The following is a 19,380-nucleotide window of genomic DNA, read 5'->3' on the forward strand; positions in this document are numbered from 1 at the left end:
TTGACGCTCAGACCAACGCCTGACTCCATGCCCACGTCGGCCGACTGCGCCGCCCACGATCACGTGGAATAGGCGCCCGCCATCGCGTGGAATGAGCGCCCACGATCACTGGAATGCGCACTACACCATCGGACTCACGCGGTTCTGGCGCCCGGACTGGGGCGGCCAGCTCCTCTTCCACGACGAGGCCGGAGACGTGACGCGGGGGTTCGCGCCGCGCTTCAACGTGCTGACGCTTTTCAAGGTGCCGATGGCCCACTCGGTGGCCCCGGTGGCGCCCTACGCGGCCGAGCCGCGCTACATGATCACTGGCTGGCTCCGCGACGATCCGCCGTACGCGCGGGGGGCGGAGCCCGGCGCATGAGGTCCTGTATGGCCATGAGCTCGGCGCGGGCGGACAGGTCGCCGGCGCGCACCAGGTCGAGCAGCTTCAGCACCTCGCCGTAGGCGGTCCTCGGCGGCTGGATGGGACGGCCGCCCCGACCGCCAGCCAGCGCCTCCGCCCGGGCTCGGGTGACCTGGGCCTGGTTGACGCCGCGCAGCGCGGCGTCGATCCGCGCCAGGCGTCCGAGCGGCAGCTCGTCGCGCAGCGACTCGGCCAGTTCGGGTTCGAGGCCGAACTGCAGGATGGCGCGGGCCTCGGAGACCGCCTTCTTCAGCGCAGCCGCCGTGGGCCGCAGCTTCTGGGCGTAGGCGCGGCCGGCCGCATGCAGGGCCCTTTCCTCGCAAAGCGAGCCCGCGGCGTGGAGGTAGAGGGCGACCGCGGCGATCTGCTTGGCCGCGCTCAGTACGCGGCTGCGGGGCGGCGACGCCTCGCGAATCGCATCCAGCACCCAGGCCGCGGCGGCTTCGCCCTGGACATATTCGACGACACTGGATCTGCCCACGGCGGAGTATCTCACGTAACGATATTAGGTCCGAGCCTTATGTGGCGTGTAACATTGATACGTCGTCCATCAAGCGTGCAACAAGCTGCGCCTTGTCGTCGCGGGGCGTAATCTGGACCGCGACTCTGAAGGCGCTGGAGAAGGCGGACATGCGGGCATTTGGGACAGGCGCGGCGGGACTGGCGCTGGCGGCGGCGGTGGGCGGCGCGGCCACCGCCCAGGAGGCGTCCGCGGACGCGGCGCTGGACGGGCTGGCGGCGTGCGCGGCGGTCGTCGACCCGGCGCAGAAGGCGGCCTGCTATGATGCGGCCTATGCGGCGCTGAACGGCCAGGTGCGGTCGGGCGAGATCAGCATCATCCGCCGCAAGGAGGCCCAGGCGGCCCAGCGCGGGGCCTTCGGCCTGAACCTCCCGTCGCTGCAGATCTTCGACAAGGCTTCGGGCTCGCAGGGTCCGCTGGAGAGCATCGCCGACAAGGTCGCCAAGGCCTATCGCAACGGCGAGGGGCGGTGGGTCGTCGAAACGGCCGAGGGCCAAGTCTGGCGCCAGACCGACAACGAGACCATTTCGCCCCGGCCCAAGCCCGGCGATCCGGTCGAGATCCGCAAGGCGGCCCTCGGCAGCTATATGATGAAGGTGGGCGAGGCGCGCGGCGTGCGGGCCAAGCGCGGGGAATAGCGCCCCTCCGGCGAGGGGCGCGTCCCGCTACTTCGCCGAGACGACCGGCAGCTCGATGGCCGAGGCGCTGGCGCCCGCATGCCAGATGCGCTGGGTGGCCTTCCGGTAGTCCTCGGGCTTGGCGAAGAAGATGTTGTCCACATAGGTCTGAGGGTTGCGGTCGTAGAGCGGGAACAGCGTGGACTGAACCTGCACCATGATCCGGTGGCCCGGCTGGAACACGTGGTTCACCGGCGGCAGCTCGAAGCGGTACTTCTGGACCTTGCCCGCGGGGATCGGCGACGGCTTCTCGTAGGATTCGCGATAGCGGCCGCGGAAGATCTCGATCGCCACCGGGAACTCGTAGCCGCCCATCTGGACGTCCGATGGGACCACGTCCGGGTAGACGTCGATCAGCTTCACCACCCAGTCCGAGTCGGTCCCGGTGGTCGAGGCGAACAGGTTCACCCAGGGCGAGCCCGAGACCTGCATGGGTTCGGTCAGCGGTGGGGTGACGTAGGTCAGGACGTCGGGGCGGCCGTCCACGTGGCGTTGGTCCGAGGTCAGCCAGTAGCGCCACTGGTCGGGATCGTCCCAGCGCACCGGGCGGCGCACGTAGGGCACGGGCTTGGCTGGATCGGAGACGTATTCGTCGAAGGCCGCGCCGCCGGCCGGCTTGTCGAACGACAGGCCGAGGCCCGGCTGGAGGTAGAGCGGCTTCATCGTCGAGGCGCAGCCGCTTTCGCAGGCGAGCGGCCACTTCGGGTAGCTCTTCCACGTCATGGTGCCGGTCTCGAAGATCGTCACCGGCGGGATGTCCGCCTTGGGCGCGCCCGTCTTCAGGTGCTGGTCCAGGAACGGCTTCAGGACCTTCACGCGGAACTCGGTGGCGGTGTCGCCGGGCAGCTTCACGAGGCCGAGCTGGCGCTGCTCGTAGTTGACGCCGGAATGGCGCCAGGCGCCCAGCGCCAGGAAGTTCATGTCGTTGGCGCCGTCCTTGGGCTCGGTGGCCTCGTAGGCGTGGATGGCGCCGTAGATGTCCTCCTGGTCGAACAGCGACCCGACCCACAGCGTCGGCACCTTCAGCGGCTGGTTGGCGAGGATCTTGTCGAGCGCCTGGTTCCGCCAGAACCAGTCGTAGGCCGGATGCTCGCTGACCTTACGCCAGGCGGGGATCTGGTCGAGCCCGGCGGCCTTGGCGAACGCCCCGGCCGAGCCCGCGCGCAGGAAGTTGTCGTAGTCGTCGAAGGCCTGGCGCGGGATGTCGTCGCCTTCGCCCTTCACGGTCATCTGGCTGGTGAACCAGTCGAAGTTCACCTGCCGGAAGGCGCCGTTCTGGAACCAGTCGTCGCCCATCCAGCCGTCCACCATCGGGCTCTGGGGCACGGCGGCCTTCAGCGCCGGGTGCGGGTTGATGAGCGCCATGGCGGTGGTGAAGCCGGGGTAGGACGAGCCGATCATGCCGACCCGGCCGTTGGTCTCCGGCGTGTTCTTCACCAGCCAGTCGATGGTGTCGTAGGCGTCGGTGGAGTGGTCGACGTCGGTGGCGTTCAGCGGCCCCTTGAGCGGCCGCGTGAGCACGTAGTCGCCCTCGGACTTGTACTTGCCGCGGACGTCCTGGTAGGCGCGGATGTAGCCGTCCTCGAGGAAGGGCTCGTCCATCTGGGTCGCGGTGGCGGTCGCATGCGGCGAGGCGAAGCGCGAGACCGCCTTGGACGCGTTGTAGGGCGTGCGCGTCAGCAGGATCGGCGCGTCCTTGGCTCCCTTGGGGATGATCAGCACCGTGTAGAGGCGCGTCCCGTCCCGCATGGGGATCATCGCCTCGCGCTTCTCGTAGTCGTAGGTCGCGGTGGGCGGTGTGAACTTGGCCGGGATGTCCGGCGTCATGGGCGGGGTGGCCTGTGGCGGCGTCTGCGCCTGGACCGGCGTGACGGAGACGGCGAGCGCGGCGCAGGCCGCGATGAGGGCTGGCTTGAGCATGGGCCTGACCCTAGCGGGCCGGCGCCCGGGCGCAAGGGAGGGCCCACCATCCGGCTTGCCATCGCCGCCCGTTGCGGTGTCTCTGCCATCGTAAACGGCGAGGGGGACGGGTGATGTGGGTTAGGATCGTGGCCGGCGCCGTGCTGGCGAGCCTGGTGCTGGCGACGGGAGCGATGGCCCAGCCGGCCAGGGCCGACGCCCAGTTCAAGGCGCTCTACACGACCGAATGGGCGTGGCGGCAAAAGGAACTGGCCCACCCCGACGATCCCGACAGCCGTCGTCTAGCGCCCTATCTCCCGCGGGTGGACGCCGCGTCCCAGGCCCGGCGGCTGGCCTACTGGCAGGAGGTGCGCCGTCAGCTCGACGCCATCCCGCGCGACCAGCTTTCCCCCGAGGCCCAGGTCGACTACGACGTCTACAGGGACCAGATCGACGTCCGTATCGCGCAGCAGAAATTCCGCGAGTACGAGAAGCCGTTCAACTCGGACTCCTCGTTCTGGTCGAGCTTCAACTACACGGCCCGCCGTCCCTTCCACGACGCCCAGGACTACCGCGACTACATCGCCCAGATGAAGGACATCCCCCGTTACTTCTCGGAGCAGACCGAGAACATGCGGGCGGGCCTGAAGCGCGGGTTCACGCCGCCCAGAGCCACCTTGGTCGGGCGCGAGGTCTCGGTCAGCGCGACGGCGGACGCCAAGGACGCTGAGAGCACGCTCTTCTGGCAGCCGTTCGCCGCCATGCCGTCGTCGATCCCGGCGGCCGAGCAGGCGGCCCTGAAGGCCGAGGCCAAGCAGGTTATCGAGCGCCAGGTGAAGCCCGCCTACGGCCGCCTGCTGACCTTCCTGCGTCAGGAATACATCCCGAACACCACCCAGGTCCTCGCCGCCGAGAGCCTTCCGGACGGTCCCGCCTACTACCGGGCCCAGATCAAGGAGTTCTCGACGCTCGACATGGAGCCCGAGGCCATCCACCAACTGGGCCTTTCCGAGGTGGCCAAGATCCGGGCCCAGATGGAGGAGGTCATGAAGGAGACCGGCTTCCAGGGCGACTTCCCGGCCTTCCTGACCTATCTGCGCACCGACCCGAAATTCTACGCCAAGACGCCCGAGGAGCTGCTCAGCAAGGGCGCCTGGATCGCCAAGCGGGTGGACGGGAAGCTGTCGAGCTTCTTCGGCTGGCTGCCGCGCGGCCGCTTCACGATCGAGCCGGTGCCGGCCGACATCGCGCCGTTCTACACGAGCGCCCGGGGTGGGTCGCGCAGCTATCTGATCAACACCTACGACCTGCCGTCGCGGCCGCTGTTCAACATGACGGCGCTCACCCTGCACGAGTCGGCGCCGGGGCATTCGTTCCAGGGGGCTCTGGCCGAGGAGCAGGAGGCGCTGCCCGACTTCCGGCGCTACGTCTACATCTCGGCCTATGGCGAGGGCTGGGCGCTCTACTGCGAGACCCTGGGCGTCGAGATGGGCCTCTACGACACGCCCTACGACCGTTTCGGCATGCTGACGTTCCAGATGTGGCGCGCCGCCCGCCTGGTGGTCGACACCGGCCTGCACCACAAGGGCTGGACGCGCGAGCAGGCGATCGCCTTTCTGCACGACAACACGGCGCTGTCGGACCACGACATCGAGATCGAGGTCGACCGCTACATCTCCTGGCCCGGCCAGGCGGTCAGCTACTACCTGGGCATGCTGGCCATTCGCGACCTGCGGGCCAAGGCCGAGGCGGCGCTGGGGCCGAAGTTCGACATCCGCGCCTTCCACGACACGGTGCTCTCGATGGGGTCGGTCCCGCTGCCGGTCCTGGAGGCCCGCATCGACCGCTTCATCGCCGAGGGCGGGCGCGACCCGATGCCGGTGAAGTTCCAGAAGGCCGCCGCGCCCTAAGCGCTGGCGAGGGCGCTCTGGAAGAGGATGGCGCCGTCGGCCGAGCCCAGCTCGGCCTCGAAGGCCCGGTCGGGGTGGGGCATCAGGCCCAGCACGTTGCCGCGGGCGTTGACGATGCCGGCGATGTCGCGGGCCGAGCCGTTCGGGTTGTCCATATAGCGGAACACCACCTGGCCCTCGCCCTCCAGGCGGTCCAGCGTGGCCTCGTCGGCGAAAAAGTTGCCCTCGCCGTTGCCGACCGTCATCACCGCCTGACGGCGGCCCTGGTAGCCGGCGGTGAAACGGGTCTGGGAATTGACCACCTCCAGCTCCACCGGCTTGCAGACGTACTTGAGCTTCTCGTTGCGCAGCAGGGCGCCGGGCAGGAGGCCCGCCTCGCACAGCACCTGGAAGCCGTTGCAGATGCCCACGGTCGCCACGCCGCGTTCGGCGGCGGCCTTCACCTCGGGCATGATCGGGGACAGCGCCGCCATGGCGCCGCAGCGCAGGTAGTCGCCATAGGAGAAGCCGCCGGGCAGGACGATCAGGTCCACGCCGGCCGGGAGCGCGGTGTCCCCGTGCCAGACCATCTCCACCTTCGCGCCCGTGGAGCGCTCGACGGCGACCTTGCAGTCGCGGTCGCAGTTGGAACCGGGGAAGACGATGACGGCGGCTTTGGTCATGGGCGCCTCAGGTGGTTGAGCCGGGGCCTCGCGTCAAGCGCGCTCATTTGCGCCGCCAGTGCTTGAGGCCGTCGAGATAGGCGTGGAGATCGTCGTAGCGGGCCTTGTCGCCGTACGGACAGCCGGTGGTGATGACCTCGCCGCCCCTGGCCTGCTGCATCATGATCGCCGGGTGGCCGGGCGCGCCCGGTTCGGTGATCAGGTACGAGGTCTTGCCGTCGGGGCTGGAATAGAAGCTGTAGGGCTCGGCCGGGTCGCCGGGCGCAGCGTTCAGCGGCTGGGCCGTGATCGCGGCCTTCTGCGCTTCGAACGGCTGGGCGCAGTCGAGGGTCAGGTAGGCGGGCGGGGCCTCCGCCTTGGGCGCGCAGGCCCAGAGGAGGGGCGGGAAGAGGGCGAGGGCCGCGAGGGCTCCCGCCGCCGGCCTCACGCCACCTCCACGCGGTAGCTTTCGATGACGGTGTTGGCGAGCAGCTTCTCGCACATGGCCTTGACCTCGGCCTCGGCGGCCTGTGCGTCCGACGCCTTCAGGTCGAACTCGATGGTCTTGCCGACGCGGACGTGCTCGACGCCGCCCCAGCCCAGGCCGTGGAGCGCCTGTTCTACGGCCTTGCCCTGCACGTCGAGGACGCCGGGCTTCAGGAACACATGAACCTTCGCGCGCACTAGTGCAGGCCCCCTTGGATGACGGTCGGCATCTCTTTCATGATGCCCAGGCGGCGAGCCACCTCGGTGTAGCTCTCGATGACGTTGCCCAGGTCGCGGCGGAAGCGGTCCTTGTCCAGCTTCTCGTTGGTCTGGGAATCCCACAGCCGGCAGCTGTCGGGGCTGATCTCGTCCGCCAGGATGATGCGGGCGAAGTCGTTCTCCCACACGCGGCCGAACTCGATCTTGAAGTCGATCAGGGTGATGCCGACCGCGCCGAACATGCCGGTCAGGAAGTCGTTCACCCTGAGGGTGAGCGCCATCATGTCGTCGATCTCCTGGGTCGAGGCCCAGTTGAAGGCGGTGATGTGCTCCTCGGCCACCATCGGGTCGTGGAGCTTGTCGTCCTTCAGGTAGAACTCGATGATCGAGCGGGGCAGGGGCTGGCCCTCGGGGATGCCGAAGCGCTTGGAGAGCGAGCCGGCCGCCACGTTGCGGCACACCACCTCAAGGGGGATGATCTCGACTTCCTTGATGAGCTGCTCGCGCAGGTTCAGCCGCTTGATGAAGTGGTTCTGGACCCCGATCGAGGCCAGCTTGGTCATGATGTATTCGCTGATGCGATTGTTGATGACGCCCTTGCCCTCCAGGACGGCCTTTTTCGTGGCGTCGAAGGCGGTGGTGTCGTCCTTGAAATACTGGATCAGCGTGCCGGGCTCCGGACCTTCGTAGAGGATCTTCGCCTTGCCCTCGTAGATCTTCTTACGGCGGGTCATCGAACAGCCTTCTCCACAGCGAGGGCTTACCGGTCGGCGGAAACGAAAAAAGCGCGCGGCTGATCTCTCGCGCGCGGCTCCGACTCAGGGGTCTCGCCCAATTCAGGCCCCGTGAAATTAGCGGATGCGGCCCCCGCGCGCAAACCTGTCGCATGCGACTCTGTTTCGATTGCGGGGCCGCCCCGCCCGCGATATGGGAACGCCCGCTTCGTAAGCTGACCCCTAGGACCCGATGACCACCTTCGACGAACGCGAACAGGGCTTTGAGAAGAAGTTCGCCCTGGACCAGGAGCAGGAGTTCAAGGCTCACGCGCGTCGGAACAAGGCGTTGGGCCAGTGGGCCGCCGGCCTGATGGGCCTGGAAGGCCAGCACGTCGAGGAATACGCCAAGGCTGTGGTGAAGTCGGACTTCGAGCTGCCGGGCGACGAGGACGTGCTGCGCAAGGTGTTCGAGGACCTGAAGGGCTCGGGCGTCGCGGTCACCGAGGGCGAGGTCCGCATGAAGATGGCCGAACTGCTGGCCCAGGCCCGCGAGAGCGTGAAGTCCGGCAACTGACGCCGATCACCGCCGCCGAATCACAAAGGGCGCGCCCGCAAGGCGCGCCCTTCGCTTTTCCGGGCCGGATTCAGGCCTTGAGCTGGCTGTCCAGGTACTTGCGGATCGCCGGGCCGTAGGGCGGGCGGAGCGCCTTCAGCGGTCCGATGTCCTTCCTGATCTGGGAGAAGACCGCCTTGCGGTGGCTGAACTCCCGGAAGCCGTCGACGCCGTGGTAGCTGCCCATGCCCGCCGGGCCGATGCCGCCGAAGGGCAGCTCCTCCTGGGCCACGTGCATGATGACGTCGTTCACGGTCACGCCGCCGGGCGTGGTGGAGGACAGCACCTTCTCGCGCTCCGCCTCGTCGTTGCCGAAGTAGTAGAGGCCGAGCGGACGGTCCTTGCCGTTCACATAGGCGATGGCCTCGTCGACGCTGCGGTAGCTCTTCACCGGCAGGACGGGGCCGAAGATCTCCTCCTGCATCACCTTCATGTCGTCGGTGGGATCGAGAATCAGGGTCGGCGCGATCTTGCGGTGCTCCTGCTGGGTCAGGTCCTCGCCCTCGGGCTTGAGCTCGACCACGCGGGCCCCCTTGGCCTTGGCGTCCTCCACGTAGCCCATGATCCGCTCGTAGTGCCGTTGGGCGACGATCGAGGTGTAGTCGGGGTTGTCCTTGATGGTCGGGAACATGTGGCGGACCGACGCCCGGGCCGCTTCGACGAAGCCTCCCATCTTGTCGTGGGGCGCCAGGACGTAGTCGGGCGCCAGGCAGATCTGGCCGGCGTTCAGCGTCTTGCCGTTCATGATCCGGGCGGCCGCCGTATCCAGGTCGGCCGACTTGCCGAGGATCACCGGGCTCTTGCCGCCCAGCTCCAGGGTCAGCGGCACCAGGTTCTCGGCCGCGGCGCGCATGACGTGACGCGCGATGCTGGTCGCCCCGGTGAAGATGATGTGGTCGAAGGGCAGGCGGGAGAACGCCTCGCCCACCTCCGGCCCGCCCGTGACGACCGCGATCTCCTCCTCGGAGAAGGCCGAACCGAACATGGTCTTCATCAGCTCGGAGGTCGCCGGCGTGAACTCCGACGGCTTGATCATCGCGCGGTTGCCGGCGGCCAGGATGCCGGCCAGGGGGGCGAAGGTGAGGTTCACCGGGAAGTTCCAGGGGCTGATCACGCCCACGACGCCCTTGGGCTGGTAGCGGACCTCGGCCTTGGCGCCGAAGAGGCCCAGGATGGCGGGCGTGGTCTTGCGCTTCTCCGGCCGCATCCACTTCCGCAGGTGGGCCTTGGCGTGCTTCAGCGGGCCGATCGAGCCCGCGACGTCGGTGAAGGCCGTGGCCTCGCGCGACCGGGAGCCGAAGTCCTGGTTGAGCGCGTCCTCGATGGCCCGGCGGTTCTCGATCAGCAGCGTGATGCATCGGTCGATGCGGTTGATCCGCTCCTCGGCCGAGGGCGCGCCGTCGCGTAGGTGGGCCGCCTTCTGGCGGGCCAGTATGCCTTGCATGTCCATTGAACCGTCCTCCCTGACGCCAGCGTCACCGGATGACGCAGGGGCGGTCAAGGGACGGCTACTGCGGGCCGAACACCCGGGCGAAGACCGTGTCCACGTGCTTGAAGTGGTAGCCCAGGTCGAAGAGCTGCTCGAGCTCGGCGTCCGAGAGCGTGACCTCGGGGTCGGCCTTCAGGAAGTCGAGGAAGTTCCCTTCGCCGCGCCACACCCTCATGGCGTTGCGCTGGACCGCGGCGTAGCTGGCCTCGCGGCTGAGGCCCTTCTGGGTCAGGGCCAGCAGGACGCGCTGCGAATGGACCAGGCCGCCCAGGCGGTCGAGGTTCTTGGCCATGTTCTCGGGGTAGACCAGCAGCCGGTCGACCACGTTGGCCAGGCGGCGCAGGGCGAAGTCGAGGTGGACCGTGGCGTCAGGGCAGATGCCCCGCTCCACGGACGAGTGGCTGATGTCGCGCTCGTGCCACAGCGCGACGTTCTCCAGGGCCGGGGTCACCGCCGAGCGGACCAGGCGGGCCAGGCCTGTCAGGTTCTCGGTCAGGATCGGGTTGCGCTTGTGCGGCATGGCCGAGCTGCCCTTCTGGCCCTGCTCGAAGAACTCCTCGGCCTCCAGCACCTCGGTGCGCTGCAGGTGGCGGATCTCGATGGCCAGCCGCTCGATGGAGCTAGCCACCACGGCGAGCGCCGCGAAATAGGCGGCGTGTCGGTCGCGCGGGATCACCTGGGTCGAGACGGGCTCGACGGCCAGGCCCATCTTCTCGGCCACGTAGGCTTCGACTTCCGGGGCCACGTTGGCGAAGGTGCCGACCGCGCCCGAGATGGCGCAGGTGGCGATCTCGAACTTCGCCATGGCCAGGCGCTCCTTGGCGCGCTGGAACTCGGCGTAGTGGCCGGCGAGCTTCAGGCCGAAGGTGGTGGGTTCGGCGTGGATGCCGTGGCTGCGGCCGACGGTGGGCGTCAGCTTGTGCTCGAAGGCCCGCCGCTTCAGGGCCGCCAGGACCATGTCCACGTCCTCGAGCAGGAGGTCGGTGGCGCGCACGAGCTGCACGGCCAGGGTGGTGTCGTTGACGTCGGAGGACGTCATCCCCTGGTGCAGGAAGCGGGCCTCGGGGCCGACGATCTCGGTGACGTGGGTGAGGAAGGCGATGACGTCGTGCTTCACCTCGCGCTCGATCTCGTCGATGCGGTCGGCGTTCCAGACCGCGTCGCGGCCCTTCTCCCAGATGACCCGCGCGGCCTCCTTCGGAATGACGCCCAGCTCGGCCATCTTGTCGGCGGCGTGGGCCTCGATCTCGAACATGATCTTGAAGCGCGTCTGCGGCGCCCAGATCTCGGCGGCTTCCTTGCGGGTGTAACGGGGGATCATGGGGCGAGCGTGTGGCCGCCCCCGGCCCTGAAAGTCAAGCGGTCCCGGCTCGGCCAGCGCGGCTCCGCCGCTCCGTCGGCCGGGATGACGGGTTTCTATTGAGCTTCGCGGGCCCTCGCGATGTCCTTCGGGAGCGTGATGGCGGCCAGCAGGTAGTGGATTCCGGCCCAGGCGTAGATCAGGGCCGTGCCGACCACGCCGCCCTGGGTGCCCTTCGCCATCGCCGCCTTGCAGGCCATGTCGACGCCGGCCGCCGCGCCCTCGGGCCCGACGCCGCCCGGGCAGGCGGCGGTGAAGGTCCCCGCGCCGCCGGCGCCGGCCCACGCATGCTGGGCCAGCAGGTCCACCAGCCAGCCGGTGAAGGGCGGGCCGAAGCCCAGCGCGATCAGGTTCACCACGAACAGCAGCATGGCCACGGCGGTGGCCCGCATCTGGACGCTCATGGCGTTCTGCACCACCCCGAAGGTCGGGCCCAAGTAGGTGTAGTGGAGCAGGCCGGCGACCATCCAGATCGCCACCGTCACCCGCCAGTCGGCGGCGGTGAAGGCGACCACGTAGAGCGGCGTGGCGATCAGCAGGCCGATGGCCGGGACCAGGGCGTACCAGCGGGCGCTGCGCCTGGACGCCCAGTCGGTGAGGAAGCCGCCCATCAGGGTGCCGGCCCCGTTGGCCACCCCCGCCACCAGGCCCACGATCAGGCCGACGGTGGCCAGGTCCATCCCGAACTGGCGGATGAAGTAGGGAGGCGCGAAGGCGCCCGAGCCGTAGCCGGCGAAGCTGGCCATGGTCATGCCGGCGCCCATGTGGAAGAGGCCCCACGAGCCGAACAGGCGCCTGCTCACCGCCAGGATCGAGGGCGGCTTCACGGCCTGCGCCGACGAGAGCGGCGGGTTGGGGGCGCCGGCCTCGGAGGCCTCGCGGCCCAGGGCGCCGGGGGTCTCGACGGCTTCCGCCAGCCGGGCGTCGGCCCAGCCGCGCGGCGGCTCCTTGACGAAGAGCTTGATGGCCAACGCGATCAGCACGCCCGGCAGGCCCACCAGCATGAAGGCCGCCTGCCAGCTCACGTTCTGGGCGATCCAGCCGCCGGCGATGGCGCCGAACATGGTGCCGAGCGGAATGCCCAGGGAGTAGATCGACAGGGCCGAGGCCCGCGCCTTGGGCTCGTAGTAGTCGGAGATCAGGCTGTGGGCCGGCGGCGACAGGCCCGCCTCGCCCACGCCCACGCCCACGCGGAACAGCAGGAGCTGGAGGTAGCTGGTCGCCAGGCCGCACAGCGCCGTGAAGCCCGACCAGACGACGATGGCGATCGAGATGATGTTCACCCGGCTGCGCCGCTCGGCCAGGCGGGCGATGGGGATGCCGAGCGCCGTGTAGAGCAGGGCGAACGACAGCCCGCCCAGCCAGCCGAGCTGCTGGTCGGTGAGCTTCAGGTCGACCTTGATGGCCTGGCCGATGGTCGAGATGATCGTCCGGTCGACGAAGTTGAACGTGTAGGCGATGACGAGAAGGCCCAGCACCGCGTTGCGGTAGGGGGCGGAAAAGTGGGGGGCGGCGGCCCCGGAGGCGGCGCGCGGCGGCCCGGGCGGGGCGTGAGCCTTCGACGTGGCCATGGCGTGTGCGTGTCCTTCCCTTCGTGCGTCCCCGCCGTCGTGGCGCGGCGGTTGTCGTTGGGGGGAGAGGTTAGGCGGCGGAGGCGGCGGAGGGGAAGAGCTATCCGCGGCGGCTCGTCATGTGCGCGCGGCCGGCCTTGACGTGCCCGGCCACGGCGGCGGCCACCTTCGCGCGAAGCGCGTCCGACAACCGGCCGTAGCGCCAGAAGGCGCCTTTAGGCGACTTGGCGGGACGAAGGTCGTAGCCCGGCCAATCCGACACGTTGAGTTCGGAGGTGACGATCCAGCTTGGCCGCGTCAGGCCGAAGGTTCCCGGCGCGAGCGGGATCTTGGCGTGGTGGTCGGGCTCCGTGCCGGTGATCGGCAGGACGACGATGCGCGGACCCGGCAGGACGCGGATCACCACGCAGCGGCGATCCTTCACACCCTCGACCAGGCCCTGGGCCTGCTCGTGGCTCCAGAGGAAGGAAAATTCGATGACGTCACCCGGTTCGGGCAGCCGCTCCGGCGCGTCATCCGTCGATGATGGCGTCCCCGTCATCGCGGCCCCGCGGCGCGGCGAGCTCGTCCATGCCGCTCAGGACGTCCTGGGCCAGGTCCGGCGGCAGCTCGCCCGTCCGGTAGGCCTGCCGCGTCTCCCGGCGCAGGCGCTCGTAGTCCTCGTAGGCGAGGAGGACGTGGCGCGGCCGGCCGTGGGCCGTGATCACGACGGGAGCGCGGAGCGCCTTGTCGGTGACCAGTTTCCAATTCCGGTGCGCCTCCTTGGAGGTGACGGTGCGGACGCCAGGGTTCGTTACGGTGGACACGATGAATTACCCTCCGGTAGCCCGGTCAAATCCAAGCCGACCCCTCGGTCAAATCCGAGAAGCTGGATTGTCGGTAAAATACACACTTTTCAGAAAATACGTCAATGGCGCGCCCTTGGGTGGGCGCGCTCCAGCTCGCCCTGAAGCGGACGGTTGGCGTCCCTCGCGGCGAAGGCTATCCCTGGTCGCGACAGGGGGGCATCGCGCGTGACTGAGCTGGTCTTCAAGGGCAAGGAGTTCGTCTACAACCACCATCTGGCCGTGCCCTTCCGGCCGCTGGAAATGCATCCCGAGAAGGGGATCGGCGCGCCCGCGCTGGACGGCAACCTGATCATCCAGGGCGACAACCTGCACGCCCTGAAGGCCCTCCTGCCGCTCTACGCGGGAAAAGTAGACTGCATTTACGTCGATCCCCCCTACAATACAGGCAATAAAGAATGGGCTTATAGAGACGACGTAAACGCTCCCATGATTAGGGAGTGGTTCAATGATAATCCGATATCTTTGGACGACGGTCTGCGCCACGACAAGTGGTGCGCAATGATGTGGCCACGCATAAGGCTTCTTGGAGAGCTCTTGGCCCCCGAGGGTGTTCTTTTTATATCCATAAATTCCATTGAATTCTCGTCTCTGAAGAACATTTGCGACGAGGTGCTGGGTATTGACCAGTATATCGGAGAATTCGTGTGGAAATCAAGAAACAATAAAGACAATCGAAATGAAGATGGTTTGTCCAGCGATCATGAGTTTGTTCTGATCTATGGCGGCGGGTTGGATGGCGAGCTGAGGTCGGCCGCGGATTACAAAAACCCTGACGGTGACGAGCGTGGTCCATGGGCAAGCGCGAATATGGTTGGGCTTGCTTCGAAAGATAAGCGCCCAAACCTGCACTACGATCTGATAAATCCTGAAACTGGCGTGAACTACGGATGCCCGAAGAAGGGCTGGAGGTTCGAACCAGCGACAATGGCGCGCCTAATTGAGGAGCGGCGTGTGCTCTGGCCAACCAAGAATGGGGGGCGGCCAAGGAGGAAGGCGTTTCTCAGCGAATTGAATGCCCGAACCAACATCTCTTCGGTCTTCAGCGGGCAGTTCTACACAAATGACGGAACGCGGCAGTTTGGGGAGGTGCTCCCGGAGGCGGAGTTTCCGTTTCCGAAGCCTACGGACCTCGTGGAGAAGCTCCTTTCCTGCTTCGAGCGGAAGGATCTTATCGTACTCGACTCCTTTGCCGGCTCCGGAACTACGGGCCACGCGGTTCTAAGGGCTAACCGCCGCGACGGCGGCAACCGCCGCTTCATTCTCGTGGAGATGGAAGACTACGCCGATAACCTCACTGCCGAGCGGGTCCGGCGTGTCATCAACGGTTACCCCTTCGAGGGAACCCAGCGCACGGAGCTGCTGCGCGAACGCCTGAATTGGCGGGCGCTGACCAACGCCTCGGAGCTGGTGCAAAAGGTCGACGGGATCGAACGCCTGCACGGCCAGGAGTACGACCGTATCAAGAAGGAGGTGAAGGACGGCGAGTTGATCGTCACCGGCGAGAAGGCTGTGGCCGAGCGCGCCGAGGGCCTGGGCGGAGCCTTCACCTATTGCACCCTTGGCGCGCCGGTCGAGCTGGACAAGATCCTGAGCGGCGAGACCCTGCCGCTCTACGCCGGCCTGGGCGCTGCGCTGTTCCACATGGCGACGAGCCAGGCGCTTGATCCCTCTACGATCCGGGAAGACGACTTCTACCTGGGCGCGGCGGCCGGCCAGCATGTGTGGCTGATCTACCGGCCCGATCTGGAGTGGCTGAAGTCGCCGGAGGCTGCGCTGACGCTGTCGCGGGCCAAGGCCTTCGCCGCGACCGATCCCGACGCGCGGCACCTCGTCTTCGCGCCCGCCAGGTTCGTGAGCCAGAAGATGCTGGCCGAGCAGAACGTGCCGGTGGAGTTCGTGCCCCTGCCGTTCGCGCTCTATCGCATCGACCGGAGCTGACCGCGTGTTCCGCCAGCTCGACTACCAGGATCGCGTGCTGACCACGCTGGACGCCTATCTCGACCTCCTGAAGGACAAGAAGGCGCGCGCGGACAGGATCGCCGCGCTCGCGGAGCAGGACCCCGACCTTGGCCTCGCCGTGCCGGACTTCGCGGCCGAGGCGTGGGAGGCCCTGAAGGCTGAGGGAAAGCTGCCCGCCTCGCGGGCCGCGATCCCGTTTTCCCCGCGACACGACGGCTGCAAGCGGCCGGTTCCCAATGCGGTGCTGAAGGTGCCGACCGGCGGCGGCAAGACCTGGCTGGCGGTGTCGGCCGTGTCCCGCATCATGAGCCGCTACGTGGGCCGCAACACCGGCTTCGTCCTGTGGATTGTGCCGAACGAGGCGATCTACGCCCAGACGCTGAAGCACCTGAAGGACCGCCAGCATCCCTATCGCCAAGCCCTGGACCGGGCGGCGGCCGGCCGTGTCAAGGTCATGGAGAAGACCGACCGGCTGGACGCCCGCGACGTGGAGTCCAGCCTGTGCGTCATGCTGCTGATGCTGCAGTCAGCGAACCGCGAGACCCAGGACTCGCTGAAGATGTTCCAGGACCGGGGCGACGTTCACGGCTTCTTCCCGCCGGAGGGGGAGCAGCAGGCGCATAGGGCGGCGATCGCAGGAACACCGAACCTCGCCGCGTATGACGACATCTTCCCGCTGGTGAAGGATTCCCTCGGCAACGCGCTGCGGGTGATCCGGCCGGTGGTGGTCATGGACGAAGGCCATCGGGCGGTGTCGGACCTCGCCTTCAGCACCCTGTATGGCTTCAACCCCTGTTTCGTGTTGGAGCTGACGGCCACCCCGCAGGATGTGCAGCCGCGCGGCGGGGCGAACCCGCGCCAAGGGCGGTATGCGAACGTTCTGGTGGAGGTGACGGGACGCGAGCTGGACCGGGAGGGCATGATCAAGATGCCCCTCAATCTCGATCCCCGGCAGGGCGCCGATTGGCGGGCGACGCTGAACGCGGCGCTGGAGAAGCTGAACGCGCTCGACACCGCCGCGCGGCAGCTCCGGGCCGACACCGACCGCTACATCCGGCCCATCATGCTGATTCAGGTGGAGCGCACCGGGGCGGACCAGAGGGACAGCGGACATATCCACGCGGAGGACGTGAAGGACTGGCTGCTGACCGCCGGGTTCGACGCGGCCGAGATCGCCGTGAAGACGGCCGAGCAGAACGACCTGAACGCGCCGGAGAACCAGGACCTGCTGTCGCCGACCAATCGGGTGCGGGCGATCGTCACCAAGCAGGCGCTGCAGGAGGGTTGGGACTGCCCCTTCGCCTATGTGCTGTGCAGCCTGGCGGCGAGTTCCAACCTCAAGGCCATGACGCAGCTGATCGGCCGGGTCCTGCGCCAGCCCGGCGCCCTGAAGACCGGGGTCGATGCGCTGGACGAGTGCCACGTAATCACGCACCACGCGGACACCGCCTCGGTGGTCGGCGCGATCAAGGATGGCCTGGAGCAGGACGGCCTGGGCGACTTGGTGCTGCGGGTGACGCAGGACGACAAGGCGGCGGGGAAGGTCTCGCGCACGATCCAGCGGCGGCCGGACTTCGCGTCGACCGAAATCTACCTGCCGAAGGTCATGCGGGTGGAGGCGGGCGAGGCGCGCGAGCTGGACTACGAAACCGACGTGCTGTCGGCGCTCGACTGGCGCGGCTTCGATCCGAGCGGGATCGCCGGCCGCGTGCCGGAGAACGCCCAGGCGGCGGAAAGCCAGCTTCAGCGGATCAGGCTGGCCGACGACGGGGAGGAGCTGTTCGTCGGCGAGACGGTGGCCGAGAACCGTGAGGTGCTGACCTTCGATCCCGCTCACGCTGTACGGATGATCACGGATCTGGTTCCGAACCCGTTCGTGGGCCGGGAAATCGTGGGCCGGATGTTGGACGCCCTGCGGGCGCGCGGTTTTGACGAGGCCAAGCTGGGCCGCTCGGCGAGCCTGATCGTCGAGGAGCTGCGCAAGGGGCTGGACGCCGAGCGCGACGCCCGCGCGGAGGCGTTCTTCAAGGCGGAGGTCGCGGCGGGCCGCATCCAGTTCCGTCTGCGGCTCGACGGGCGCAACTGGCGCATGCCGTTCGGAGTGGAGACGACCGAGCCGGAAGGGGCGCGGCAACTCGTGAACCGTGCGGGTGGAGCGCTGGAGAAGAGCCTGTTCGCCCCGGTCTATGAGAGCGAACTCAACAAGGACGAGCGGGACGTCGCCGTCTACCTCGACGGCGAGAAGGCGCTGACGTGGTGGCACCGCAACGTGGCGCGGACCCAGTACGGCCTGCAGGGGTGGCGGAAGGCCAAGATCTATCCGGACTTCATCTTCGCCGTCCGGCGGGACGGCGAGGCGCATCACCTTGCTGGAGACCAAGGGCGACCAACTCGACAACCTGGATACCGCCTACAAGCGCGAAGCCCTGGCCTTCCTGAGCGAGAGCTTCCGGTGGGACGACGCGGCGCCGGTGGGTGAACTGGCGCTGGTCAACGACGGTCTGACGATCGAGGGGACGCTGATCCTGATGAGCAACTGGAAGGCGGAGCTGCCGACGCATCTCTGAGAGGCCGGACGGCCGGGCGAGGTGTTCGCTCTTTGTTCTTAACAACGCCGCGCGTCTCGGGGCGGGTCTGTGGCGGCGTTGGTGCGTGCGCCGTGAGGGCCGCTTGGGCGAGCCTTCGGGGCTGGTGAGGAGGGGCGGGGACGCCCCTTCTTCTTTTCTGGGTGGCGGGCGCGGAGCCTGTGGCTTGCCCCCTCCACCGCTTCGCGGTCCCCCTCCCCCTGAGGGGGAGGAAAGGGGCTTGTGGGGCGGAGCCCCCCTCCGTCTCGCGCCTTTGGCGCGATCCACCTCCCCCAGGAGGGGGAGGAAGGGCTAGTGGGCGGCGGCGATGCGGGCTTCGTCGCCGGGGAGCTCCTGGGACGCCTGGGCGGCGAAGGCGGGGAAGACCTCGGCCAGATCGAGGGTGTCGGGTAGGACGTAGACGACGCCTTTGCCGTCCCCTGGCGAGCCCTTGAAGGCCGGGCGGACAACCTTGTCGTAGAACGCCTTGGGCACGTTGATGCAGCCGAAGGTGATGCGGTTGTCGAGCGGGGTGGCCGAGGCCAGGCGCTGGGGCCGGCGCTCCTTGGGGCTCATGGGGGCCAGCGGGTGCAGCGAGATGGCCGCGCCATAGTCCACCCACAGGACCTGGCCGCCGCCGGCGGCGGGGCCGTAGGACGCCACGAACCGGCCGGCGGGCGTGGTTCGGTCCTCAGGCGGAATGTCGGAGAGCTCGCGGTCGCCGACGCCGGGCGCCGAATGGTCGCCGCGCGCCACGCCCAGCAGGGCCGGGGCCTGGCCCATGGGCGCGCCCCGGGCGTCGTAGGCGAAGACCCGGGCGGCCTCCTTGTCGACGATGACGAAGGGCAGACCCTGGGCGTCGCCTGAGCCCACGGCCCAGCGGGCCAGCGCCGCGACGGTGGGCGACGGCGGGACGACGGCCGCCGCCCTGGCGGGCGCGGGCCGCTTGCGGGGGGCGGCGTCGACGGCCTGGGGGAGGGCCAGCGCCATCGCCAGGGTGAAGAGGACGCTTCGCGTCAGGCTACGCAACTCGCCACGCAACTTCAGGGCTCCTTGGGAGAAGGCGGGCGGAGCTTCGCCGGCGGGAACTGGCGAAGCTCCGGCCCGATTGTGTCAGCCGCGGGGCCGGCGGGCGGTCGCCTGCTGCTGCTCCAGGGAATCGACGCGGGGGGTGAGGGCGTCGAGGCGCTGGTTGGCGTTGCGGGCGTCGGCGGCGGCGGCGTTGGCCGCGGCGCCGGCGGCGTCGGCCCGCTGGAGCGCGGCGTCGGCCTTGGACTCCGCGCCGGTGATGCGGGTGTTCACCGCGGCGATCTGTTCGTCGACGTAGCCCCGGGTGGCGCAGGCGCTGAGGCCGAGGCCGCCGAGCACCAGGACGGCGGCCATCTTCACGGGGGCGGGGGTTTTGGGCAGGCGCATTTCCATTCCTTCTCCTGGTCGCCGGCGGGGTCTCGGGGGAGGGGACCGGCCGGCGTGTCTGACGCTTTGACAACGCGGGAACGCCG

At 68.4% G+C, this 19,380-nt stretch carries 18 protein-coding genes and 1 pseudogene; 6 read left to right on the plus strand and 13 right to left on the minus strand.

All coding sequences use genetic code 11. The annotated features are described in order from the left end of the window. Positions 1–115 precede the first annotated feature (115 nt). A pseudogene (locus ACK4TT_RS15690) lies at positions 116–364 on the plus strand (2OG-Fe(II) oxygenase family protein); the annotation flags it as partial. Here ACK4TT_RS15690 and ACK4TT_RS15695 read toward each other — a convergent pair. Beyond that, entirely contained in the window at positions 306–887 is a 582-nt protein-coding gene (locus tag ACK4TT_RS15695) for a hypothetical protein (RefSeq protein ID WP_409636073.1), read from the minus strand. The pseudogene ACK4TT_RS15690 and the gene ACK4TT_RS15695 sit on opposite strands and share 59 nt — an antisense overlap. A 149-nt stretch (positions 888–1,036) precedes the next feature. On the opposite strand from ACK4TT_RS15695, the gene ACK4TT_RS15700 reads away from it, so the two are divergent. Next, positions 1,037–1,564, plus strand: a complete 528-nt coding sequence (locus ACK4TT_RS15700) for a hypothetical protein (RefSeq protein ID WP_409636075.1) — start codon at positions 1,037–1,039, stop codon at positions 1,562–1,564. Between the two features lie 27 nt (positions 1,565–1,591). On the opposite strand, the gene ACK4TT_RS15705 is transcribed toward ACK4TT_RS15700, so the two are convergent. Beyond that, a complete protein-coding gene (locus ACK4TT_RS15705; protein WP_409636078.1) occupies positions 1,592–3,523 on the minus strand; it encodes a CocE/NonD family hydrolase in 1,932 nt (643 codons plus the stop codon). 113 nt (positions 3,524–3,636) lie between these two features. Here ACK4TT_RS15705 and ACK4TT_RS15710 point away from each other — a divergent pair, with 113 nt between their 5' ends. Then, entirely contained in the window at positions 3,637–5,412 is a 1,776-nt protein-coding gene (locus tag ACK4TT_RS15710; protein WP_409636081.1) for a DUF885 domain-containing protein, read from the plus strand. Here the strand turns inward: ACK4TT_RS15710 and purQ are convergent. Genes purQ through purC form a run of 4 tightly spaced genes read right to left on the minus strand, consistent with a single transcriptional unit; the run spans position 5,409 to position 7,492 of the window. After that, on the minus strand, positions 5,409–6,074 hold the full coding sequence (purQ, locus tag ACK4TT_RS15715; RefSeq protein WP_409636084.1) for a phosphoribosylformylglycinamidine synthase subunit PurQ: 666 nt from the start codon (positions 6,072–6,074) through the stop codon (positions 5,409–5,411). The genes ACK4TT_RS15710 and purQ overlap by 4 nt on opposite strands. A 43-nt stretch (positions 6,075–6,117) precedes the next feature. Then, positions 6,118–6,501: a hypothetical protein gene (locus ACK4TT_RS15720; RefSeq protein ID WP_409636087.1), complete on the minus strand. Its 384-nt coding sequence runs from the start codon at positions 6,499–6,501 to the stop codon at positions 6,118–6,120. Next, positions 6,498–6,737 (minus strand): phosphoribosylformylglycinamidine synthase subunit PurS, encoded by a 240-nt coding sequence (gene purS / locus ACK4TT_RS15725; protein WP_409636090.1) that lies wholly within the window; start codon positions 6,735–6,737, stop codon positions 6,498–6,500. Before purS ends, ACK4TT_RS15720 begins: the two co-directional genes overlap by 4 nt. Continuing rightward, positions 6,737–7,492 carry a phosphoribosylaminoimidazolesuccinocarboxamide synthase gene (gene purC / locus ACK4TT_RS15730; RefSeq protein ID WP_409636093.1) on the minus strand — a complete coding sequence of 252 codons (756 nt, stop codon included), beginning with the start codon at positions 7,490–7,492 and terminating at the stop codon, positions 6,737–6,739. The genes purS and purC overlap by 1 nt, the downstream gene beginning before the upstream one ends. A 232-nt stretch (positions 7,493–7,724) precedes the next feature. On the opposite strand from purC, the gene ACK4TT_RS15735 reads away from it, so the two are divergent. After that, entirely contained in the window at positions 7,725–8,048 is a 324-nt protein-coding gene (locus tag ACK4TT_RS15735) for a DUF1476 domain-containing protein (protein ID WP_409636096.1), read from the plus strand. A gap of 70 nt (positions 8,049–8,118) precedes the next feature. On the opposite strand, the gene ACK4TT_RS15740 is transcribed toward ACK4TT_RS15735, so the two are convergent. The 5 genes from ACK4TT_RS15740 to ACK4TT_RS15760 all read right to left on the minus strand — a co-directional run bounded on the left by ACK4TT_RS15740 (position 8,119) and on the right by ACK4TT_RS15760 (position 13,313). Next, entirely contained in the window at positions 8,119–9,537 is a 1,419-nt protein-coding gene (locus ACK4TT_RS15740; protein WP_409636099.1) for a coniferyl aldehyde dehydrogenase, read from the minus strand. A gap of 58 nt (positions 9,538–9,595) precedes the next feature. After that, the gene (gene purB / locus ACK4TT_RS15745) at positions 9,596–10,897 is read right to left on the minus strand and encodes an adenylosuccinate lyase (RefSeq protein WP_409636102.1); all 1,302 of its coding nucleotides are present in this window, start codon (positions 10,895–10,897) and stop codon (positions 9,596–9,598) included. A 95-nt stretch (positions 10,898–10,992) separates the two neighbouring features. Beyond that, complete coding sequence (locus ACK4TT_RS15750) at positions 10,993–12,507, minus strand: spinster family MFS transporter (protein WP_409636105.1); 1,515 nt, start codon at positions 12,505–12,507, stop codon at positions 10,993–10,995. 100 nt (positions 12,508–12,607) lie between these two features. Next, positions 12,608–13,048 (minus strand): hypothetical protein, encoded by a 441-nt coding sequence (locus ACK4TT_RS15755; RefSeq protein ID WP_409636108.1) that lies wholly within the window; start codon positions 13,046–13,048, stop codon positions 12,608–12,610. Next, entirely contained in the window at positions 13,020–13,313 is a 294-nt protein-coding gene (locus ACK4TT_RS15760; protein ID WP_410213376.1) for a type II toxin-antitoxin system prevent-host-death family antitoxin, read from the minus strand. The genes ACK4TT_RS15755 and ACK4TT_RS15760 overlap by 29 nt, the downstream gene beginning before the upstream one ends. A gap of 207 nt (positions 13,314–13,520) precedes the next feature. Between ACK4TT_RS15760 and ACK4TT_RS15765 the strand changes: the two genes are divergently transcribed. Together ACK4TT_RS15765 and ACK4TT_RS15770 are read left to right on the plus strand one after the other, a co-directional pair. Beyond that, on the plus strand, positions 13,521–15,293 hold the full coding sequence (locus ACK4TT_RS15765; RefSeq protein ID WP_410213377.1) for a site-specific DNA-methyltransferase: 1,773 nt from the start codon (positions 13,521–13,523) through the stop codon (positions 15,291–15,293). A 4-nt stretch (positions 15,294–15,297) separates the two neighbouring features. Continuing rightward, complete coding sequence (locus tag ACK4TT_RS15770) at positions 15,298–17,793, plus strand: DEAD/DEAH box helicase (RefSeq protein WP_410213378.1); 2,496 nt, start codon at positions 15,298–15,300, stop codon at positions 17,791–17,793. 397 nt (positions 17,794–18,190) lie between these two features. Here ACK4TT_RS15770 and ACK4TT_RS15775 read toward each other — a convergent pair whose 3' ends face one another. Further along, a complete protein-coding gene (locus ACK4TT_RS15775; RefSeq protein WP_410213379.1) occupies positions 18,191–18,919 on the minus strand; it encodes a L,D-transpeptidase in 729 nt (242 codons plus the stop codon). A 72-nt stretch (positions 18,920–18,991) separates the two neighbouring features. Further along, entirely contained in the window at positions 18,992–19,294 is a 303-nt protein-coding gene (locus tag ACK4TT_RS15780; protein WP_410213380.1) for a hypothetical protein, read from the minus strand. Positions 19,295–19,380 lie beyond the last annotated feature (86 nt).

The sequence above is a fragment of the Phenylobacterium sp. genome (genome assembly GCF_046463815.1).
In the GTDB taxonomy this organism is placed as follows: Bacteria; Pseudomonadota; Alphaproteobacteria; order Caulobacterales; family Caulobacteraceae; genus Phenylobacterium.

Excerpts from the sequence above, each read along its gene's own strand:
- ACK4TT_RS15700 (WP_409636075.1), top strand. The coding sequence starts at position 1,037 with ATGCGGGCATTTGGGACAGGCGCGGCGGGACTGGCGCTGGCGGCGGCG.
- ACK4TT_RS15705 (WP_409636078.1), bottom strand. The coding sequence starts at position 3,523 with ATGCTCAAGCCAGCCCTCATCGCGGCCTGCGCCGCGCTCGCCGTCTCC.
- ACK4TT_RS15710 (WP_409636081.1), top strand. The coding sequence starts at position 3,637 with ATGTGGGTTAGGATCGTGGCCGGCGCCGTGCTGGCGAGCCTGGTGCTG.
- purQ (WP_409636084.1), bottom strand. The coding sequence starts at position 6,074 with ATGACCAAAGCCGCCGTCATCGTCTTCCCCGGTTCCAACTGCGACCGC.
- purC (WP_409636093.1), bottom strand. The coding sequence starts at position 7,492 with ATGACCCGCCGTAAGAAGATCTACGAGGGCAAGGCGAAGATCCTCTAC.
- ACK4TT_RS15735 (WP_409636096.1), top strand. The coding sequence starts at position 7,725 with ATGACCACCTTCGACGAACGCGAACAGGGCTTTGAGAAGAAGTTCGCC.
- ACK4TT_RS15740 (WP_409636099.1), bottom strand. The coding sequence starts at position 9,537 with ATGGACATGCAAGGCATACTGGCCCGCCAGAAGGCGGCCCACCTACGC.
- purB (WP_409636102.1), bottom strand. The coding sequence starts at position 10,897 with ATGATCCCCCGTTACACCCGCAAGGAAGCCGCCGAGATCTGGGCGCCG.
- ACK4TT_RS15750 (WP_409636105.1), bottom strand. The coding sequence starts at position 12,507 with ATGGCCACGTCGAAGGCTCACGCCCCGCCCGGGCCGCCGCGCGCCGCC.
- ACK4TT_RS15755 (WP_409636108.1), bottom strand. The coding sequence starts at position 13,048 with ATGACGGGGACGCCATCATCGACGGATGACGCGCCGGAGCGGCTGCCC.
- ACK4TT_RS15780 (WP_410213380.1), bottom strand. The coding sequence starts at position 19,294 with ATGCGCCTGCCCAAAACCCCCGCCCCCGTGAAGATGGCCGCCGTCCTG.